Here is a 19,319-nt window from a genome sequence, read left to right on the forward strand (position 1 = left end):
AGCTAACTCTTTTTATTTTGAACACCATGTACCTGAAAAAAATCCTTCCGCTCTTCCTCATCATTAGTGCTACACAGTTGCAAGCACAAAACTTCTTAAAACAATTAGGTGAATTAGCTACTGACAAAATTGGCGAAAAAGGCACTGACATGAGAGGTTCAATTGATTCTATTGACTTCCAATTTGCCATTTCCATCAATCAAGGTGCTGGTTTTTTTGATATTGAACAAAAGGGAGAAACCTTTTCAAAGGTACTCTATGGATTTAAAGAACAAGAGGACAAAACACCTTTGGATCTGGCTAGAGATTCTCTTGAAATTGCCATAGGCTTGTACAATATCAGAAGGTACGAAATGTCCGAATACCAAACCAAAAGGACTTTGGAGTATATGGAATCTTCGTCTCTTGAAGACGAAGTTGTCTACCTTAGAGTGATATCCAACCTAGGTTTAATCAATCTTACTCAAGGAAAAATAGCTGAAGCTACAGCATATATCAATCAAGCACTCTCAAAAGCAGAAGAGCAGCTGGGGTCTAAAAGTATGGCCTATCTGGCCAACCTGAATAATCTTGCTAAAAAAGAACAGCTGCTGGGAGAATACACCAAAGCTGAAAAAATGTTTGACGAAGCACTAGAGCTCTCAAAGGAAAATTATGATGGAAGTATGCAGCAGGCTATCATCCTCAACAACAAGGCCATGCTCTATCAAACCATTGGTCAATATGAGCGTGCCATTGATTTAATGAAACAAGCCAATAACCTTTCCAATCAAGCCATTAAAAAGCCATTGCAAGGGGAACGTTCATTTGACAACAGAAAGTTTCAAGCCAATCTAGCATTTGTCTACCAGGCAGCTAAACAGTACCAGAAAGCCGAGGCCATCCTGCTCGAACTTAAAAAAATAGCAGAAAACAGACGACAAACCAAAAACGCTGAATATGCAGCACTGGTTAATCAGCTCGGTATTTTGTACATCCAAATGAATAGGTACGAAAAAGTTCGTGGTCTTTTCGTAGAAGCCTTGAACGTTTACAAGAAACGCTGGGGTGAAAACAACATCTACTTTGCCAAAACCGCAATGGATTTGGGTAATTTTCATAGGATCCAAGGACAGTATGAGGATGCCCAAAATTGGCTTACCAAGTCATTCGACATTCGAAAATCACTTCTGAACAATACCCACCCAGCATACGTAGAGTCGCAAGAAAGCCTGGCTATCCTTTATTGGAAAATGAATCAACCAGAAAGGGCTTATCCCCTGTACCAAGAAGTGATGGATCAAACAATGACTTTATTGCACAACTTTTTTCCTGCTATGAGTGAGGCCGAAAAGACACACTATTGGGATATCACTTCTCCACGATTTCAACGATTTTACAATTTTGCCATCTCTTATTTAGAACAAAAGCCAGAGCTGACAAAAACAATATTCGAATACAATCTGGATACCAAAGGCATATTACTAAGCAATGCCACCAAAATAAGAAATCAAATATTAGCTAGTAATAATGAGGGGCTCATAGCTGACTATCTGGCTTGGCAAGATCAAAAAGACCAACTAGCCAGACTTTATTCCTATTCAAAGGCCAAACTAAAATCTCAAAAAATTGATTTGAAACAGCTGGAAGCTGAAGCCAATCAATTGGAAAAAAGTATCTCCGAGCGCTCTGCTAATTTCGCAGGAACTTCTCCAGTTGAAATAGACCTTGCAGGCTTTAAAAGTAAATTAAACCCTCAAGAGGCTATTGTAGACATGATAAGGGTGAATAAATATGACCAAGACTTTACAGGAGAAAGCACCTATCTGGCATTGATACTAGATGCCACCTCCACACGTCCGATCTTAATTGAAATTCCAGATGGAAATTTGCTTGAAGGAAAATCCTTACTGCGATATAGAAATAGCATTAAACATAAAATTGAAGACACTCACTCCTATGCCAACTTTTGGGGAGCAATAGAGCCTCATATAATTGGGAAGAGCAAAATTTACTTTTCGCCTGATGGCGTCTATAATCAAGTAAATATCAATACCCTGCAAACTCAAAATGATCAATACCTAATTGACAAATACAACATTGTCATGGTCGGAAATGCAAAAGATATCATCCAAAATCAACAGAAATCCACACTTACAAAAAATGCATTCTTACTAGGCTATCCTGACTACCAAACGGACGAAGTGACCCCACTTCCAGGCACGCAGGTAGAGATTGAGTCTATCTCGAAGCTTCTTGCAAACAATGGTTTCAAACTATCCAAAAACCTGTCGGAATCTGCTACTGAAGACAATCTTAAAAAGATCGATAATCCTGGAGTAGTGCACATTGCCACGCACGGATATTTTCAACCAGACGAAGAGGTGAGCAATGAGTCGTCTTTTGGGGTGCATTACGATAATGCAAAAAACAACCCATTGCTTAGATCTGGGCTATTACTGGCCAATGTAGGACAGTCCTTAATTGACACTGTCTCCACTGACATAACCGTACAAAACAATGGCATTCTCACAGCCTACGAGGCCATCAACCTTGATCTTACCCATACAGAGTTGGTGGTGCTTAGTGCATGTGAAACTGGATTGGGCGAAATCAAAGCTGGCGAAGGTGTGTATGGATTGCAACGTGCCTTCCAAATAGCTGGAGCAAACTCACTGATCATGAGCCTATGGAAAGTAAATGATGAGGCCACTCAAAAGCTCATGTCCGCTTTCTATACCAACTGGATGTCAGGCATGAAAAAGCATCAGGCTTTCCACCAAGCACAGCTAAAACTTAAAAAGGAATTTAAAAACCCTTATAACTGGGGGGCATTCGTAATGATAGGAGAATGATCAATTGACCAATCACTTATTGGGCATCGTCCGGAATACCAAATCCCAAATGGGAGTAGTAACCCCAAACGCACGCTCAGGCTGCTTATAGTGATGTATCCCGTGGTGCACCCAGAAAAATTTGAAGAAATTTTTTGGTGGTTGAAACGCATGAATCATGAAATGAATCCAAAGGTATCCTGCATAGCCCATCAAAAATCCTGGGAGAAACCCCCAGACTAATTCACCCATTGCAAATCTGAACAACCAGAAAAATAAAAACGAAATAGTCAGACTTAACGGTACGGGCATCGCCAGTCTGTCCCTGTCCTTAGGATGATCATGATGAACGCCATGCATGGTATATACGACTTTCTTTCTTGCAGGCGTGGTTTCTGGCATGTGAAACAAAAATCTGTGCATCAGGTATTCTACAAACGTGAAAGCTAACATCCCTGCCAAAAATAAAAGAACAAGGGTGATTGCATTCAAGCCATATTCGGAGGCTCCAGTATATATCAAATAGGAAGAGACTACTGAAAAAGCAATCAATGGCATTGAAATATGGGTCCTGGTTAGTTTTTCTAAGATTGGATTCTTAAAAACTCTTCCGGTTCCAGAATTTTTGGCTTTGTTTTCCATGAAACAATAATACTAACAATTAAATCAAGTTTTGAACTGCAAACATATCTATAAACCTAAAACAAATGCAATAACAAGCAATTCATTTTAATATGACAAATGTCACTAGATTATTTGACAACAATATTTTCTTTGAATTCGGAGACTACCTCTTGATAAAAGTTTTCATACATAGGTAGAATATTGGAGAGTTCGAACTCTTTAGCTCTTTTGAGTGCGGCAGTTTTAAAACGCGGCAAGTTATCTTTGTCAAGAACCTGCAATGCTTTCGCAGCCATATCCTCAATGTCTCCTACATTACACAAAAAGCCCGTTTCTCCATCCACATTGAGCTCTGGCAACCCGCCTGCATTAGTGGAAATCAAAGGTACTTCACACGCCATAGCTTCCAGCGCTGCCAAACCAAAGCTTTCTTTTTCTGAAGTCATCAAAAACAAATCGGAGACACTTAAAACTTCTTCTACGGCTTCCAACTTGCCTAAAAACCTCACGTCATCCATGCTGCAAGACTGCTCTGCTAATTTTTCAATAACCGACCGCTCTGGCCCGTCCCCAACAAGTAATAGTTTGGCGGGGACTGTTTTCCTCACTTCATTAAATACTTTGACTACGTCCTGTACTCTTTTCACTTTTCTAAAGTTGGAAGTATGTACAATGAGCATCTCGCCATTTGGGCAAATGGCTTTTTTGAAATGATCCTTTTTTTGTTTTTTAAACCTGTCGAGATCAATAAAGTTAGGAATTACTTTAATCTCTTTGGTGATTTTAAAATGATCATAAGTATCCTTGCTCAAATCACTAGACACGGCTGTGATCCCATCGGACTGATTAATAGAAAATGTCACAACTGGCTCTAAGGAAGCATCCTTACCTACAATTGTTATATCAGTACCATGAAGTGTCGTGATAAACGGCACATGCAAATCCTCCATTTTCAAAATCTCCCGAGCCATATAGGCAGCAGAGGCATGAGGCACAGCATAGTGCACATGAAATAAATCTAGCTTTTCTTTTTTAGCTACATCAACCATTTTGCTGGCCAGGGCAATTTCATAAGGGGGATATTGAAAAAGAGGGTAAGGTTTGATATCTACCTCGTGGTAAAATAGGTTCTCGTTGAAGAAATCAAGTCGCGTAGGTTGAGAGTAGGTGATAAAATGAACCTTATGCCCCTCTGCTGCCATAGCCTTGCCTAATTCAGTGGCAACTACTCCAGATCCTCCATAAGTCGGATAACAAACAACTCCTATATTCATGTATTGCTTAAAATTTTATTCACGTTTAGGCTTGGATGCTGCGAAATTAGGTTGCTAACCATTACTAAACTCACATCCTAACATAATATTAGCTTCCTGGGTTCGATTCCTTTTCTAAGTTTAAAAACGATTCATACATCAGGTCGTGGATTTTAGTACGAGTATTACTTTCTATAAGTTTATAATTCTGAGGATCGGGGTATATTCGATTTGAAAGGAAAATATAAACCAAGTTGTATTTAGGATCAGCCCAGATCAGTGTACCCGTAAAACCTGAGTGTCCAAAAGACTGCTTTGAAGCATATTTAGATGCATTGCCTACAGATTGATAAGGTTTGTCCCACCCCATGGCTCTTCGATCATTTTCATTCTTTTTGGAAGTAAAAATCTGAACTACAGAGTCAGAAAAGTACCTTACCCCACCATAATATCCGCCTTGTATCAGCATCTGCATATACTTAGCCAAATCATTGGCATTCGAAAACAAGCCTGCATGGCCACTTACACCACCCAATAAAGCAGCATTCTTATCGTGCACGATACCTTGCAATAGTTCAGATCGGAAATACTTATCTTCTTCAGTGGGCGCTATTTGTTCCTTGGGAATTTTATTCAATGGGTTGAAAAATGTGTAATCCATCCCTAATGGACGATAGATCAACTCATCTAATGATTGATCAAAATCGCAGGCACAGTTTTCCTCTACGAGATCTTTCATGAGCATAAAGCCTAAGTCACTATATAGATAACGGTAAGTGCCATCCTTGTTAGACAAACTGTTGTAAGATGAACGAGCAATCCAGGACTGTATGGAGTCACCCCAATTAATTGCATGATAGGAGTATTTTCTTCGCCATTTGCGTTCTTTATATAGGAAGCTAGCACTATCAGAAAAGTATTTGGCATTCCGCCAAAAGGGAATGTAGGATTTCAAACCTGATTGATGAGTTAAAATATCATCCACTGACAGTTGCGCCTTGGTAGAATCCAGATTCGAGATATAATCCCCTACATGTGCACTCAAAGTCATTTTCCCTTGTTGCATTCTATGCATCAGTGCTGGAACTGTTGCTACCGTTTTGGTAACAGAAGCAATATCATATACATGATCCCATTGCACTGGGGTCAAACTGTCATAAGTCAAATACCCGAAATTTTTATCGTAAACTACCTGCCCATCCTTCACCATCATAATCTGACAGCCAGGCATCATCTCTTCGCGAATCGCCTGAGCTATCAATGTATCTATTCGACTCAAGATTTGTCGATCCACCTTACTTTCATCATTTTGAAAATATTTTAATCGTCCAATTGACTGGGAACTTAGACCTCTTCTACTCAAATCATCTTGAAAATAACCTGGTAATGCTCCCGAGATACTTCGAGCGCCAAAGGCCATTTCCACAAGTATTTCTAGTTTTGAATGCGAATCATCTGGATTCCAAATCACAGTGGCATTCAGATTTTCGGCCAGCATTCTTTTATCTTCTCCCTCAAGGAACACCACAACTGACCTGTGCGAACTTAAAGAATCACAAAATGCACGAGCCAATACCAAATCAGAAAGGGTCGTCAAATCAATAAGAAATAATGCATCAGTAGAGGTCTTGCTTATCAAGGAATCAACACCTTGAATCATACTGGACAGTGGCCAATGTATTCCTGTCAGATATCTATCAACATGTTGTTCAAATGCTATTTGATCAGAAATAGTATGAATTTTCCAACCTTCTAGATGGCCAATTGGCACCAAATCATTCAAATGCTGAGTTAATATGACATCCCTACATTTGAATAGGTTTTTTATTTGATCCCAATCTGTTGAAATATCTGATGGCTCTTGAAGCACTTGCTCTACCTGATGAAGCAACCCAAAATATTTTCTCACTTGATGCCTGTAATAACCCTTGGATGGAATACCCTCAATCAAAATAGCATTGATGAAGCTTTGTGGTTTTGATGATTGGTGCATGGTCATGATTCCAACTCCTCGCTCCATTTGTTTTACGGAAGTTTCCACATTAGCCAGCTCCCCTAGCACAATTCTTTTTTCTTTGGTTTCCTTTCTATATTTCTTGAGCGTTGTCTTATCTAGCACTCCATCTGGTTTAATCTGACTGGCATCCAGAATCCTGAGTTTACTTTGATCAAAAAATGAATGTTTTGAAAATACAGCCATTGGTTTCTTGGTTAAGAAATAGTCTATCCCTCCAGCATTCAGCCCATCTAGGTATTTGGCCACCTTCTTAAATTCATGCTGAGAATAATAAGCTGGTAATTCTTTGATTTGAATTAGCCCAAAACCCATTTCGCGCAAATCATTGGCATGAGCCTGCCCAAGCCAATAAACCAGACTATCATTGGTAAAGCACTCTACTGAAAGTTGGCTTGGATAATTAGATGATTCATTAAATGGCAATTCAAATATGTCATGGATGGCAGCTATATGGAGTAGCGGCTCTGATCGCCATTTTCGATTGTTGACTATCCATGTTTTCACTTCGTCAGAATTGCCATTCGGTACAATAACCCCTCCAATGCCATACATACGAATAAGGCTCTCTGCTTCCACTCGATCCGCAAAATCATTAAAATCAATGAGTTCGTAAAATAGTGTGGGAAGTGTAGATTTACTCTTCGCCCATTGAGCAAAAAGGCTATCCTTCTCTATTGGGTCTGGCGAAATGCGATTTGCTCCAAACGAGCAAAAACTAATCCCTATCAGGTAAAAAAGAAGACCAACTCTACCTGTAATTGTCCGTAATAAAATAGAAACTAAGTAAGTTTGCATACAGAATAATCAAAGTATTACTACAGGTGGATGGAAGTAGTTAGGCTGAAAATTATTCATATAATAATTAACCAACGAACGCCTTGCATAAAGAGTGCCATTTTTTTCCATCAATGGTAATTTATGATTTGATTTGTTGAGAATAAAGAATATTGCTTTATGAAATTCCCTTCATTAATCCGTACGAGTAAATTCAGCCAGTTTCACTACGAGCCTCGCTACTACGACCCCATCAAAGAGGAGATTGAGGGGAAACTCAAAGCTGCTCGTGCCAATAAAGACACGGAGAATCCTTCTACTCAATATGCCTCTAGTATAAGTGCTGCCTTTAGAAAAAGAGAACGCAAGTCGAGCCAAGCGTCAGTGGTTCAAATGCTAATCGCAGCAGCTATGCTGGTTACATTTGTAGGTTGGGTATTTTATGGCAACGACGTCTTTTATATCTATTTATTACTTTCTCCTCTCTATTTCTATTTTAGACTAAAAGGAAGAAATAAATCCAAAAATTAATGCCAGACATTATTAATCTACTACCGGATGCTATCGCTAACCAAATAGCAGCAGGCGAAGTAGTACAGCGACCCGCTTCTGTAGTCAAAGAATTGCTTGAAAATAGTGTAGATGCTGGCGCGACTCATATTGAATTGATTATCAATGATGCCGGGAAAGTCCTGATTCAGGTCATTGATAATGGTTTAGGTATGTCTGAAACTGATGCTCGCATGTGCTTTGAGCGGCACGCCACTTCTAAAATTTCTACTTCAGAAGACCTTTTCAAAATTAAAACCATGGGCTTTCGTGGTGAAGCATTGGCTTCCATTGCTGCTGTCGCTCGTGTAGAACTGAAGTCTAAAACAGGTGAGGCCGAACTCGGAACTTTCATCCATATTGAAGCCTCAGAGACCAAAAAACAACAACCTGTCTCCACTAATCAAGGTACATCTATTGCCGTTAAGAACTTATTTTACAACGTACCTGCCAGACGAAATTTTCTCAAAAGTAATCCTGTAGAAATGCGTCACATCCTGGATGAATTTCATCGTGTGGCGTTATCCAACCCAGCTATTGGCTTTTCACTGACCCAAAACGACAAAGAAATCTATCTGCTACCAGCAGGCAAGCTGAGTCAAAGAATCGTTTCTCTATTTGGGAAAAATTATCAGAAGCAACTCATTACTTGTCAGGAGGAAACTCACTGGCTGGAGGTGCATGGCTATATTGGTACTCCTGAGTTTTGTAAAAAGACTCGAGGCGAGCAGTTCTTCTTTATCAACAACAGGTTCATCAAAAGCAGTTATCTCAATCATGCAGTTCAGGGTGCTTATGAAGGCATGATTCAGGAAGGCCAGTTTCCATTTTACGCCTTATTTATTGAAATGAATCCCGTGCATATTGACATCAACGTACACCCTACCAAAACAGAGGTTAAGTTTGATGATGAACGCAGCGTCTACGGCATTATCAAAGCAGCTGTCAAACAAGCCTTGGGTACTCACAATGTGACGCCAAGTTTGGATTTTGGATCTGACGTGAACTTCAAGAATTTGGCGATAGATAATTCTCATTTTAATGCCCCTACTAAGTCAGAGGGAAACTATGGCAGTTTTAAATCTTTGGATAAACAAGGCAAAAGCACACGATGGGACGAAATGTACGAACAGGCCATTGACGAGTCCAGACCTTCTCCTGCTGAAATCAGACAAGAAGAATTGGCTGGGTTGGATACACCCCAGATGATATTCCAAAGCGAAGTAAATACACAGCAGTCAGCTGATCTTGAAGTTGAAGAGTCCAATGCCAAGCCCGTTTTGATGCATGAGAAGTATGTGCTCAAACAGGTGAAAAAAGGTGTGATGGTCGTGGATGTGATATTAGCCCATGAGCGCATACTATATGAAAAGTATCTGGAAACACTTCATAAAAAATCAGGTACATCTCAACGCAGTTTGTTTCCAGTGACCTTTGAAATGAATCCAGCAGACTATTCTCTCGTCATGGAACTGAAAGAAGAAATCAGTGCTTTGGGTTTTGAGTTTGAAGAATTTGGCAAAAATACCATAGCCATCAATGGTGTTCCAGCTGACATCAAAAACATCAATGAAAAGGAACTTTTCGAAGGATTATTGGAGCAATTCAAATTCAATAAATCAGAGCTTTCGCTGAGTACTCAAGAAAATATGGCTCGATCTATTGCAAAAAGGTCAGCCAGCAAAACAAAAATTTCAAATGACAGTATAGAGTTAAGGACTTTGATCGACAGGCTATTTGCTTGTCACCAACCCAACTATACGCCAAACGGCACCCCAACATTTATTATATTGGGACTTGAGAAAATTGCAGAATTTTTTAATCAATAGCGCATGTTTCAACTGACACCTATCGTCAAGAATATACTTATCATCAATGCCGTGCTTTTGGCATTAGAAACGTTTCTGAATGTAAATCTTGCCCCCATTTTCGGGGTTCACTATGTATTCTCAGAACATTTCTTCATTTTTCAATATGTGACCTATATGTGGCTGCATGGTGGATTTTGGCACTTACTGAGTAACATGTTCGCTGTCCTGGTCTTTGGACCCATGCTGGAGCGAGTTTGGGGTTCTAAGCGATTCCTGACTTTCTACTTGATTACAGGTATTGGTGCTGGTGTTTTATATGGAGTAGTAGATACGATTGGCAAAGGAAATTTGAGTGAGGATACCGAAAACTTCATAGCCAACCCTAATCCTGATGATTTCTATATCTACACCCATACTTATAAATCCAGAAGGTTCGACATGCTCAGAATTGAAGATTTCAATGACAAGTATTATGACAACCCAAGCTATACCAGTCAGGCTGTAGATGTGGTAAACACCATTTATAATGACATTAGCAATATCCCAATGATTGGTGCTTCTGGAGCTGTATTTGGCGTGCTGCTGGCCTTTGCCATGCTCTTCCCTAATACAGAACTGATGCTGCTGTTTCCTCCTATCCCAATCAAAGCCAAGTATCTTGTATTTTTCTATGGCGCATACGAACTCTATTCTGAAATCAATAGAACAGGAGGCGATAACGTGGCGCACTTTACGCATCTGAGTGGTATGCTCATTGCTTTTATTATTCTAAAATATTGGCAGAAACAGCGCGGAAATTTTTATTAAGAATGAAGACGATAAGTGTAATCAATTCTTTGATAGTACCAGAAGGCTGGGAAGAAATAGCAATTAATATTCGAAATGAATATGTAAAGTATTTTCAAAGCAAGCCTGGTTTTTTAAGCTCTACCTTCTATAAATCCATTAACTCAGAAAACAAATTTAATTTTGTCAATATTGTAGTTTGGGATTGCAAGGAGTCTTTTGACCGTGTGGTGAATGAGGGATTTCAGAATGAGGATGGTCTGAACACTGATCAGATGAAAGTACTGGGCAAAGGGTTTCCTGAACCTATTGAAGTATCTCCCGGGCAATTTGAAACCATAGAAAGTAATTGAAGTATAAATCAGAAGTTGTAAATTAAACGCTTAATTCTGCAGTATATATGATGGACAATTTTTTACATGAGTTTAAAGATGCCTGGCGCAGGCCCAACAACGCCCTACCACAGATTATCATCATCAATGTGGTGGTATTTTTGGTGCTGGCTGTACTCAATGTATTCGGTAAGATTTTCGGTTTTTCGATAATATCCGACTTCGTATATGACCAATTTTCAATTCCTCCTCTGTTTGCAGATTTCATTCTGAGGCCTTGGACCTTAATCACCTATGCTTTTGCCCATAGCCTCCAAAGCATTTTCCATATCCTATTTAATATGTTGGTGTTTTATTGGTTTGGAAAACTCATTGTTGAGTATTTAGGTAATCAGAAGTTGATTAACCTTTATGTCATGGGTGCACTGGCTGGAGGACTTTTGTATTTGTTCGTATATAATTTTGTACCCTTCTATGCAGAGAATTCAAACTTCCATGGCATGGTAGGTGCTTCTGCTGCTGTCTATGCCATCACTGTGGCGGCAGCCACTCTTGTGCCCAACTATACTTTCTTTCTATTGTTTTTTGGTCCTGTCAAAATCAAATATATCGCAGGTTTCTATATCGTTATTTCCTTTTTAGGTTCTGTAGGAGGCAATGCTGGTGGTAATATTGCGCACTTGGGTGGTGCGCTCATGGGATTCGTGTACATCAAACAACTCCAATCAGGAACAGACTGGGGCGCTTGGGTTGGTGGAGTGATGCGCTTTGTCAAAAGTTTCTTTGTATCTCAACCTAAAATGAAGGTAAGCAGCAATCAGAAAAGAACCAAAACCTATTCGACAACCAACACTTCTAAATCATCAACTGCCAGCAATATTGCTGATCAGGCAGAAATTGATAAAATTCTGGACAAAATTTCCCAATCGGGTTATGAAAGCCTGAGCAAAGAGGAAAAGCAGAAACTGTTCAATGCCAGCAAGAAAGGATGAGATTAGGATTCAAAATTCAAGATTTGAAATTTAAGATTCTCTTTTGCCTAATTGTCCAATTGTTTATCAGTAGTTGCAAGTCGGATGGAGATTTGGTCTTTCACGACAGCTTTGAATTTTATGATATTGGGACTGCTCCACTTGGTCCATGGAGCACGGCAGGGAATGGCCTCGTAAAAGTTGACACCACCAAAAGTCATTCAGGGAAACAGTCTGTTTATTTTGAATCTGGGGAGGGATTCGCCAATCGGGCGTTTCTAAGACTTGAAGGAACTCCATTATTCCCTTTTATGTACAACAGAATAACTGGATCATTTTATATCTGGTTGGAAGAAGCCTCACCTGACGGCATTCATTGGACAATGGTGCAAGGGACTGGGCCTGTTAGAGATCAGGATTACAGCAGTGAAGTGCGATATGGAGGTCAGCACAACAAAAAACTCATGGCCAACTACGACACCCAGAGGAAAAAATCAGACTGCTGGCAGCATTCTGCCACTGGCATACCAGAAAAAGAATGGGTGAAGATTGGCTGGCAATTTGACGGCAATAATCAGCTGATGAAATTCTGGTTAAATGATGAATTGATAGAAGACCTAACCGTTATTGGAAAAGGTCAGGGCTGTGTCTCTGATGATCTTGATGAAAAATGGGTCTTCCCAGTTTTTGAAGAGCTCATGATTGGCTGGGTGGACTACCAGACAGGTGGCGGCACACGTCGATTCTGGATCGACGATGTGATGTTTTACCAGTGAACCTTGGGTTTTATCCTGACGGTAAATGTAAACTTAGTCCCCTGACCAAGCTCTGAATCTACCCAAATGTTGCCTCCAGCTTCATTGATGATTTTCTTCACTGTCGCTAAACCAACACCAGAACTATCCTTTGTTTCATCTTTATTCACTTTGTTGAAAAGCTTGAACATATCTTCCTGAAATTCTTTGGCAACTCCCGGCCCGTTGTCTGATATGCTGATATGGTAATAGTGATCATCCATTCTGCTGGCAAACTCAATCACACATTGATCTTTATCATTGAACTTAATCGCATTGCTCATCAGGTTTGAAATGACTTGCTTCAATACTGTTTCGTTGTAGCTGATTTCAGGTAGCGTATTTCTGAATATCAGCTTCGCTTTGCCTTTTTCAGTCAATGTGTTGGCCACTTCTTTAATAAATGGTTCAAGCAGGATTCTATCCAATTTGGCGTCTCTACCACTGGCTTTAGAATATTGCAATATGCCGTCAATCAAAGATCGCATTTTGTCATTCGTCTGATTGAGCAGGGAAAGATATTCTTTAACCTCAGGTGGCTGATCCTCACCAAGGGAGGCTTCTATTATCGACACCAGACCTTTCGCATTATTCAGTGGAGATTTTAAATCATGAGAGACGGTATGTGCAAAATCTTCAAGGTTTTTATTGATACTTTCGAGTTGCAAATGGTACTCCTTGGCTTCCTCCTCTTGTAGTTTTCTTTTGGTAATGTCGTGCCCCATGGACAAATAGCTTACGATTTCACCTTTACTATTGAAGAAAGGTACGATCGTGGTGTCTACCCAGTATCCAATCCCTTCCTTATTGAGGTTCATGATTTCGTTATGCCAGATATTTCCCTGGCTGATGATCTGCCACATGCCATCCCAGAAAATTCTTTTGTGCTGATCTGACTTTAGAATATTGTGATTTTTACCAATGAGCTCTTCCTTTTCATACCCAGAAAGTTGACAGAATAGATCGTTGACATAAACAATGTTTCCGTTCTCATCTCCAATACTCACAATGGAAGAAATATCCAGTGCAGACTGGTAGCGACTCACTTCCTGCAAAGAAAGTAGTAGTTCCTTATTGGTCTCTTTAAGATTATCTATTTCGGATTGTCTGTCTTCTAGCGCGACAGTAACAATATTAAGTGCATCTACTATGGAAGCGCTGGCATCTCCTTCGTCATATTCGGGCAACTCCTTCTGAGCCCTTACGACTTCCATATTGACGATAATATCAAATACTTCTTTGATCGTCTCCTCACTCATTAATTCTGCATAGTTGATTGAAAATTCACATCCAAATTGGGACAGGCGGATAGTAAATTTTTTACGGCCACAAGTACTACAATTTTCAATTGCTTTCAAAAATAAAACGAGAGAAGTTATCCCCCATTTTCATTTTCTTTCCAATAAGCCAAAGCGTATCTCTTGATGTTTAACCCAAGGGTAAATTGTATCCATATCCAAGTGTCCTTTAAAAACACGCTAAAGATATTGCCTTGCTCGAATCTACGGGTCGAAGTAATGATAGGAACCTTAATCAAAGCGAGTTGCCCTAGCTTTCGTAAGGCCTTACACAAATATGCGGCTTCCATAATGGGCTGATTTGGATAGCCTCCTACCTGCTCAAAAACCTTCTGGCTACAAAAAATACCCTGATCTCCAAAGTACCTTTTATCCACACGATAGCGGATTCTATTGACCCATTGGATCATGCGATAAATTATGCCTTTTCTATCAAAACCAAACTCGAAGGCACCTCCTACCACGCCATGCTGACTTAGTGCTTCCTCTACATACTTATCAAAATTTGGTGGCAAAAACGTATCGGCATCCAAAAAAAGAAGAACAGCTCCTTTGGCCAATTTGGCACCCTGATTCAGGGACTTATATTTAGCTCCAGCTAATGATGAATCCTCGTAAACCTGATTCACCTTCTGGGTAACCAATCCTACAGTATCATCCCTACTTCCTGCATCTACGACAATGATCTCAATATCTGATTTTTTGGACTGATTGGCTCGAATCCTGTCAATGGTTTGAGAGATGTAGTTGGCTTCATTTAGTGTCGGGATGATGATGCTGATATTCATAGGTCAAATATAGTAGACGTTTATGTCTGTCCATAATTGACACAAGTTGTATCAGAATCGAACATATCCCATAGACTCAAACCATGTCTATTAACCAAAATCATTGATTTTTGTTTTGGCATCAAACTTGGCGAAATTGACTTAATCAAAACGTAAACCTTTTTACCATGCTTTACCAATTCCTTCTAGTCAGCCTGCGTAGATTTAAAAAGGACAGGTTCTTCACACTCCTCAATATTCTGGGTCTTTCACTTGGCATAGCCACCACCATTGTGATTCTCTCTTTTGTTTTATTCGAATTAAGTTTTGATGATTTTCATTCAAAAAAGAATCAAATCTATCGCGTATTGACACACTGGTCGGGTGGTGATCGCATGGAAAAGTTGGTAGTCACTGGAACTAAGGTTTCACATATTGCAGACAATGAAATTCCTGAAGTTCAAGAAGTTGCTAAATATTTTCCAATAGGATCGAGAGTCCCTTTTTCGCTGAAGGTAGAAGACAAAGTGTTTCAGGAAACAGATTTTGCTTATGCAGATCCTTCTTTCCTTAAAATTTTCGACTTCGAGCTCAAATCTGGCAACCCTGAAACTGCTTTGGACGAACCCAATACGATCATCTTGACTGAACAACTGGCCTCGAAGTATTTTGGTACAGCAGACCCCATGGGTAAATCCGTAACCGTAAATGGTGACACTGAGCTGATCGTAACTGGAGTCATGATCAATCCTCCTAAAAACTCCTCCCTTCCAATTGGCGCACTGGCTTCTTTCAAACGGATCGAGAAACGCTATGGGATAGAATGGTTTCCAATGAATTTTATGACGTTCATACTAGTTTCTGACCAGGCAGACACCAGAAAAATTTCAGAAGTATTTTTGAAAAAGGTAGAAACAGAGTTTACGGGAGAATTAGCCACAGAGGTAGCCAATATAAATTTTAGTTTACAGCCCTTATCAGAGATTCATTTGCAGGACGGCATAGCCGCTGACGTAGGAAATCGTGGAGATAGAAAAAATACACTTGCATTTGTATTTATTGGGCTCTTTATATTACTCATTGCTTGTATCAATTATATCAATCTCTCTACAGCGCAGTCAGAGAAAAAGTCCAAAGAAGTAGGCATCAGAAAAGTACTAGGCAGTAGCAGACAGGCACTCATCAAAAGCTATTTGGGAGAAACTGCTGTACTCACCTACCTCTCTATAGTTTTAGCAGTCGTTTTTGCTGAAATATCAACACCTTACATCAATCAAATCATAGGCTCTGACATCCCATTTGATATTACCAGTAGTTGGCAATGGCCAATATTTTTATTAAGTCTGGGAGTCATAATAACAGCCTTGGCTGGAAGCTATCCCGCCTTATTTCTTTCCTCATTCAAACCAGTGTCTGTCCTGAAGGGCACGTTTTTATCCGCCCAGTCTGGTGATAAGTTTAGAAAAGCATTAGTTGTATTTCAATTCTCTATTTCAATATTTTTAATTCTGGGAACTATAATTATCTACAAACAAGTCATGTATGGTAGCGAAAAGAAACTCGGATTTGACCAAGAGCAGATTATAGTTATTCCATTAGCCGACCAAGCTACTTTTGACAAGCTAGATGCCATAGAAGCTGAACTGGGCAATCATCCTGCCATTCAAAAAACCGCAAAGGCTTCGGAGGTTCTTGGCAACGTGCGAGCTGGCTATGGTTATGATGCGGAAGGTCTCATCAACAAAGAAAATAACAGCTGTACAGGTTTTTCTATAGACAGAAATGGAATTGCCACCATGGGACTCCAATTGATTGCGGGATCAGACTTCACTAAAACGTCAGAAAATGACTCCGTATGGCACTACATTGTTAACCGTAAATTAATTAACAAATTGGGTTGGACTCCAGAAGAAGCGATTGGCAAAGATTTCAGTATGCTACCCATGCCTGAGGGTAAATTGATTGGAGTGGTCGAAGATTTTCACTTCACTTCTCTCCATCAAAAAATCGGGCCTGTGGTACTCACTTATATTGATCATGAAATCAGCAATTTGTACGTAAGAGTCAACAAAAATCAATCACCTGAAGCTATGGCCCACATCCAAGCCACTTTCAAGCAAATCGTGCCTGGAAGTTCTATTGAGCCTACTTTTTTGGTTAATGAATTGGATCGACTGTATCAGAGTGAAAAACGCACGGCAGATTTATTGGTGCTTTTTACAGGCCTTAGTATCGTCATTGGATGTTTAGGACTGCTTGGGCTTACTGCCTTTTTGGTGGAAAGAAAATATAAGGAAATTGGTATTCGTAAAATCTTGGGCGCAGACATTATGCAAATTGTCAGAAGCCTTTCCTGGAAATTTGTGCGTCTTATATTGATCGCCAACCTCATCATTGCACCTTTTGCATTTGTCATATTGAGCAGCTGGCTCGACAACTATGCCTATTCGATCAGCATTGGCTGGGATATTTTTCTCTTCACAGGATTAGGAGCTATGGCGGTTGGATTCATTACCGTGTTCTATCACAGCTTTCAGGCTGCTATTGCTAATCCTGTGGATGCGATTAGGAGTGAGTGAGGTTATTTAACAGCTACAATGCGTATGATTGAGGGGTCTTCGTCTTTGTAGACTGCAAGACCTTTCGATTCGATGGAATAGTCTATCTTAAAACCAATAGCCTTGAGTTCTTCTAGCATCTCATCTATTCTGATGAATCTTCGATAATGATCAGTAACGAAAGCATCTTTTTCCACCTCAGTTCCCTGACCAAAGAGTTCGTCTTTTATACTTCGAACCTCAATACAGAACTTCCCTCCTTCGTTGAGCGATTGAAATGCCCATACCAAGGTCTGCGTGGCCTGTTCTTTCGAGACTGAATGAAGTGTAAATCTGGAATAGACATTGTCGAATTGTCCTAAGCCGTCCAGAGTGGTGAAATCACGAACCTCAAATTTGGCATTGGATCGGCTTAGTTTGTTCAATCTTGAAATTGTCGTTTCGCACTGATCGATCCCATACACACTAATTCCTCTCTCAGAAAAAAACAAACTGTCTCTACCATTGCCGCAGCCCAACTCAATTAAAGTGCCTGCCAGTCCTATTTCATCAAATACAAATGTGGCAAAGGGAGAAGGCTCCAATGTGCCCTTTTTCTTCGAATAAAAGTCTTCCCAAAATTCTTTATCACTCATAGATCAATAATTCAAGTGGCGAAGATATCAATCTATTAGTTATTACATAAGTCAATTTCTATCTTTGACATCCATTAATCAAAAGATGTCAGTCACTTCCTTATTTTATATCTGAATATATGAGTCCAGTCAGTTGGTTTAGAAAGCCTGTCATTGGTTATTTTTTGAGGACTTTCATGGCTCTCCTACAAGGATTGGCTGGATTACTTATAAAAAAAAATCACTCCATTTTCATTGCCGCTCCACAAGGGTTTCGGTTTGCTGATAATTCGAGTTTTTTGTTCCGCTATCTATATGAAAATGAAGTTAATTGCTTCTACACGGTCAATCGAAAAGAAGATTACATTCATCTATCCAAGACCTATGGCTACCATATTCTATATGCCTATTCGTACCGTGCCTTTATCCAGTTTGTAAAATCCAAGTGCCTGGTTTATGCTTATGCTGATTGGGATTTTCATCCCTTTCAGGTCAGTGGCAACAAGCTTGTAATCAATCTGTGGCATAGCATATCCATCAAAAAACTTGGCCTTGCCGCAGGCCTGAGCAAAATCCATGCACTGAAGCTAAAAAAGGAAATGCAATTGATTGACGCATTTGTTGCCAGTTCTAAAAAGGAAGCCGATTCGCTCTATGATTGTTTCGGACTTTCTTCAGAGAAAATTTTGGTATCGGGCACACCCAGAAACGACTATTTACTCAATAAACAACCCAATGATGATTTAGTCACTAGAAATCCTGAACTGGCCAAAAGAACAATTCTTTACTGCCCCACTTTTAGAAATAACGGTATCACCAACCTTCTGCCATTCAATGACTTTGACTTGAAAGAACTGGATGCCTTTTTGGCAGCGAATGACACCAACTTATTGGTAAGAAAGCACCACAGGGAATGGTATTACCAAAAAGCGATGGGGTACGATGAACTGGCAGAATGTACGCACATATTCAAGGCCGGACAAAGCGAATTTGAGGAAGTACAGGAGCTTTTGCCTCATGTCGATATTTTGATGACAGATTACTCAGGTATTTATTTTGATTTCTTGCTTTTGGACAGACCCATGGTTTTTGCTCCTTACGACATGGATCAATTTTGTGTTAAGCCAGGATTTTTATTCGACTATGAGAAAAACACACCTGGCGCTAAAGTGTATGATACGGCGCAGTTCAAAGTGGAACTATCTAACATCTTTAGTGGGATAGACAAGTATTCAAACGAACGTGAATCAATAAGGGATCAATTTCACCTATATCAGGATGGAAAGTCCTCCCAAAGAATATTAGATTACATCCAATCTCACAAAAAATTCAATTAAGGTAGTACTGAGTAACCTGGA

15 protein-coding genes are annotated in these 19,319 nt (G+C 39.8%); 9 read left to right on the forward strand and 6 right to left on the reverse strand.

What is annotated here, in order from left to right:
* Positions 1-26 precede the first annotated feature (26 nt).
* Positions 27-2,834 (forward strand): CHAT domain-containing protein, encoded by a 2,808-nt coding sequence (locus tag B9A58_RS03525; RefSeq protein WP_084371034.1) that lies wholly within the window; start codon positions 27-29, stop codon positions 2,832-2,834.
* A gap of 12 nt (positions 2,835-2,846) precedes the next feature.
* Here B9A58_RS03525 and B9A58_RS03530 read toward each other — a convergent pair whose 3' ends face one another.
* The 3 genes from B9A58_RS03530 to B9A58_RS03540 all read right to left on the reverse strand — a co-directional run bounded on the left by B9A58_RS03530 (position 2,847) and on the right by B9A58_RS03540 (position 7,502).
* The gene (locus B9A58_RS03530) at positions 2,847-3,455 is read right to left on the reverse strand and encodes a sterol desaturase family protein (protein WP_084371035.1); all 609 of its coding nucleotides are present in this window, start codon (positions 3,453-3,455) and stop codon (positions 2,847-2,849) included.
* Between the two features lie 110 nt (positions 3,456-3,565).
* Positions 3,566-4,711, reverse strand: a complete 1,146-nt coding sequence (gene bshA / locus B9A58_RS03535) for an N-acetyl-alpha-D-glucosaminyl L-malate synthase BshA (protein ID WP_084371036.1) — start codon at positions 4,709-4,711, stop codon at positions 3,566-3,568.
* Positions 4,712-4,799: 88 nt separating this feature from the next.
* On the reverse strand, positions 4,800-7,502 hold the full coding sequence (locus tag B9A58_RS03540) for a serine hydrolase domain-containing protein (RefSeq protein WP_084371037.1): 2,703 nt from the start codon (positions 7,500-7,502) through the stop codon (positions 4,800-4,802).
* A gap of 159 nt (positions 7,503-7,661) precedes the next feature.
* Here B9A58_RS03540 and B9A58_RS03545 point away from each other — a divergent pair, with 159 nt between their 5' ends.
* Genes B9A58_RS03545 through B9A58_RS03570 form a run of 6 tightly spaced genes read left to right on the forward strand, consistent with a single transcriptional unit; the run spans position 7,662 to position 12,706 of the window.
* The gene (locus tag B9A58_RS03545) at positions 7,662-8,012 is read left to right on the forward strand and encodes a hypothetical protein (protein ID WP_084371038.1); all 351 of its coding nucleotides are present in this window, start codon (positions 7,662-7,664) and stop codon (positions 8,010-8,012) included.
* Positions 8,012-9,859 (forward strand): DNA mismatch repair endonuclease MutL, encoded by a 1,848-nt coding sequence (gene mutL, locus B9A58_RS03550; protein WP_084371039.1) that lies wholly within the window; start codon positions 8,012-8,014, stop codon positions 9,857-9,859. The genes B9A58_RS03545 and mutL overlap by 1 nt, the downstream gene beginning before the upstream one ends.
* Positions 9,860-9,862: 3 nt before the next feature.
* A complete protein-coding gene (locus tag B9A58_RS03555; protein WP_084371040.1) occupies positions 9,863-10,648 on the forward strand; it encodes a rhomboid family intramembrane serine protease in 786 nt (261 codons plus the stop codon).
* Between the two features lie 2 nt (positions 10,649-10,650).
* Positions 10,651-10,980, forward strand: coding sequence for an antibiotic biosynthesis monooxygenase family protein (locus tag B9A58_RS03560; protein WP_084371041.1), 330 nt, complete (start codon positions 10,651-10,653; stop codon positions 10,978-10,980).
* A 47-nt stretch (positions 10,981-11,027) separates the two neighbouring features.
* Positions 11,028-11,951, forward strand: coding sequence for a rhomboid family protein (locus B9A58_RS03565; protein WP_317042046.1), 924 nt, complete (start codon positions 11,028-11,030; stop codon positions 11,949-11,951).
* Between the two features lie 23 nt (positions 11,952-11,974).
* The gene (locus B9A58_RS03570; RefSeq protein WP_139793726.1) at positions 11,975-12,706 is read left to right on the forward strand and encodes a hypothetical protein; all 732 of its coding nucleotides are present in this window, start codon (positions 11,975-11,977) and stop codon (positions 12,704-12,706) included.
* Here B9A58_RS03570 and B9A58_RS03575 read toward each other — a convergent pair.
* Both B9A58_RS03575 and B9A58_RS03580 read right to left on the reverse strand, forming a co-directional pair.
* Positions 12,697-13,983 (reverse strand): sensor histidine kinase, encoded by a 1,287-nt coding sequence (locus tag B9A58_RS03575; RefSeq protein ID WP_084371043.1) that lies wholly within the window; start codon positions 13,981-13,983, stop codon positions 12,697-12,699. The two genes, B9A58_RS03570 and B9A58_RS03575, sit on opposite strands and share 10 nt — an antisense overlap.
* A gap of 116 nt (positions 13,984-14,099) precedes the next feature.
* Entirely contained in the window at positions 14,100-14,810 is a 711-nt protein-coding gene (locus B9A58_RS03580; protein WP_084371044.1) for a TIGR04283 family arsenosugar biosynthesis glycosyltransferase, read from the reverse strand.
* A 167-nt stretch (positions 14,811-14,977) separates the two neighbouring features.
* Between B9A58_RS03580 and B9A58_RS03585 the strand changes: the two genes are divergently transcribed.
* The gene (locus B9A58_RS03585; protein WP_084371045.1) at positions 14,978-17,368 is read left to right on the forward strand and encodes an ABC transporter permease; all 2,391 of its coding nucleotides are present in this window, start codon (positions 14,978-14,980) and stop codon (positions 17,366-17,368) included.
* A gap of 2 nt (positions 17,369-17,370) precedes the next feature.
* Here the strand turns inward: B9A58_RS03585 and B9A58_RS03590 are convergent, their stop codons facing one another.
* Positions 17,371-17,982 (reverse strand): class I SAM-dependent methyltransferase, encoded by a 612-nt coding sequence (locus B9A58_RS03590; protein ID WP_084371046.1) that lies wholly within the window; start codon positions 17,980-17,982, stop codon positions 17,371-17,373.
* Between the two features lie 119 nt (positions 17,983-18,101).
* On the opposite strand from B9A58_RS03590, the gene B9A58_RS03595 reads away from it, so the two are divergent.
* Entirely contained in the window at positions 18,102-19,298 is a 1,197-nt protein-coding gene (locus tag B9A58_RS03595; protein ID WP_084371047.1) for a CDP-glycerol glycerophosphotransferase family protein, read from the forward strand.
* Positions 19,299-19,319: the final 21 nt, after the last annotated feature.

It is taken from the genome of Reichenbachiella faecimaris (genome assembly GCF_900176375.1).
Taxonomy (GTDB): domain Bacteria; phylum Bacteroidota; class Bacteroidia; order Cytophagales; family Cyclobacteriaceae; genus Reichenbachiella; species Reichenbachiella faecimaris.

What these genes read in the sequence shown, in the direction of transcription:
- B9A58_RS03555 (WP_084371040.1), top strand. Translation starts at nt 9,863, where the DNA reads ATGTTTCAACTGACACCTATCGTCAAGAATATACTTATCATCAATGCC.
- B9A58_RS03545 (WP_084371038.1), top strand. Translation starts at nt 7,662, where the DNA reads ATGAAATTCCCTTCATTAATCCGTACGAGTAAATTCAGCCAGTTTCAC.
- B9A58_RS03560 (WP_084371041.1), top strand. Translation starts at nt 10,651, where the DNA reads ATGAAGACGATAAGTGTAATCAATTCTTTGATAGTACCAGAAGGCTGG.
- B9A58_RS03580 (WP_084371044.1), bottom strand. Translation starts at nt 14,810, where the DNA reads ATGAATATCAGCATCATCATCCCGACACTAAATGAAGCCAACTACATC.
- B9A58_RS03585 (WP_084371045.1), top strand. Translation starts at nt 14,978, where the DNA reads ATGCTTTACCAATTCCTTCTAGTCAGCCTGCGTAGATTTAAAAAGGAC.
- B9A58_RS03565 (WP_317042046.1), top strand. Translation starts at nt 11,028, where the DNA reads ATGATGGACAATTTTTTACATGAGTTTAAAGATGCCTGGCGCAGGCCC.
- bshA (WP_084371036.1), bottom strand. Translation starts at nt 4,711, where the DNA reads ATGAATATAGGAGTTGTTTGTTATCCGACTTATGGAGGATCTGGAGTA.
- B9A58_RS03595 (WP_084371047.1), top strand. Translation starts at nt 18,102, where the DNA reads ATGAGTCCAGTCAGTTGGTTTAGAAAGCCTGTCATTGGTTATTTTTTG.
- B9A58_RS03530 (WP_084371035.1), bottom strand. Translation starts at nt 3,455, where the DNA reads ATGGAAAACAAAGCCAAAAATTCTGGAACCGGAAGAGTTTTTAAGAAT.
- B9A58_RS03590 (WP_084371046.1), bottom strand. Translation starts at nt 17,982, where the DNA reads ATGAGTGATAAAGAATTTTGGGAAGACTTTTATTCGAAGAAAAAGGGC.
- mutL (WP_084371039.1), top strand. Translation starts at nt 8,012, where the DNA reads ATGCCAGACATTATTAATCTACTACCGGATGCTATCGCTAACCAAATA.
- B9A58_RS03525 (WP_084371034.1), top strand. Translation starts at nt 27, where the DNA reads ATGTACCTGAAAAAAATCCTTCCGCTCTTCCTCATCATTAGTGCTACA.
- B9A58_RS03575 (WP_084371043.1), bottom strand. Translation starts at nt 13,983, where the DNA reads ATGAGTGAGGAGACGATCAAAGAAGTATTTGATATTATCGTCAATATG.
- B9A58_RS03540 (WP_084371037.1), bottom strand. Translation starts at nt 7,502, where the DNA reads ATGCAAACTTACTTAGTTTCTATTTTATTACGGACAATTACAGGTAGA.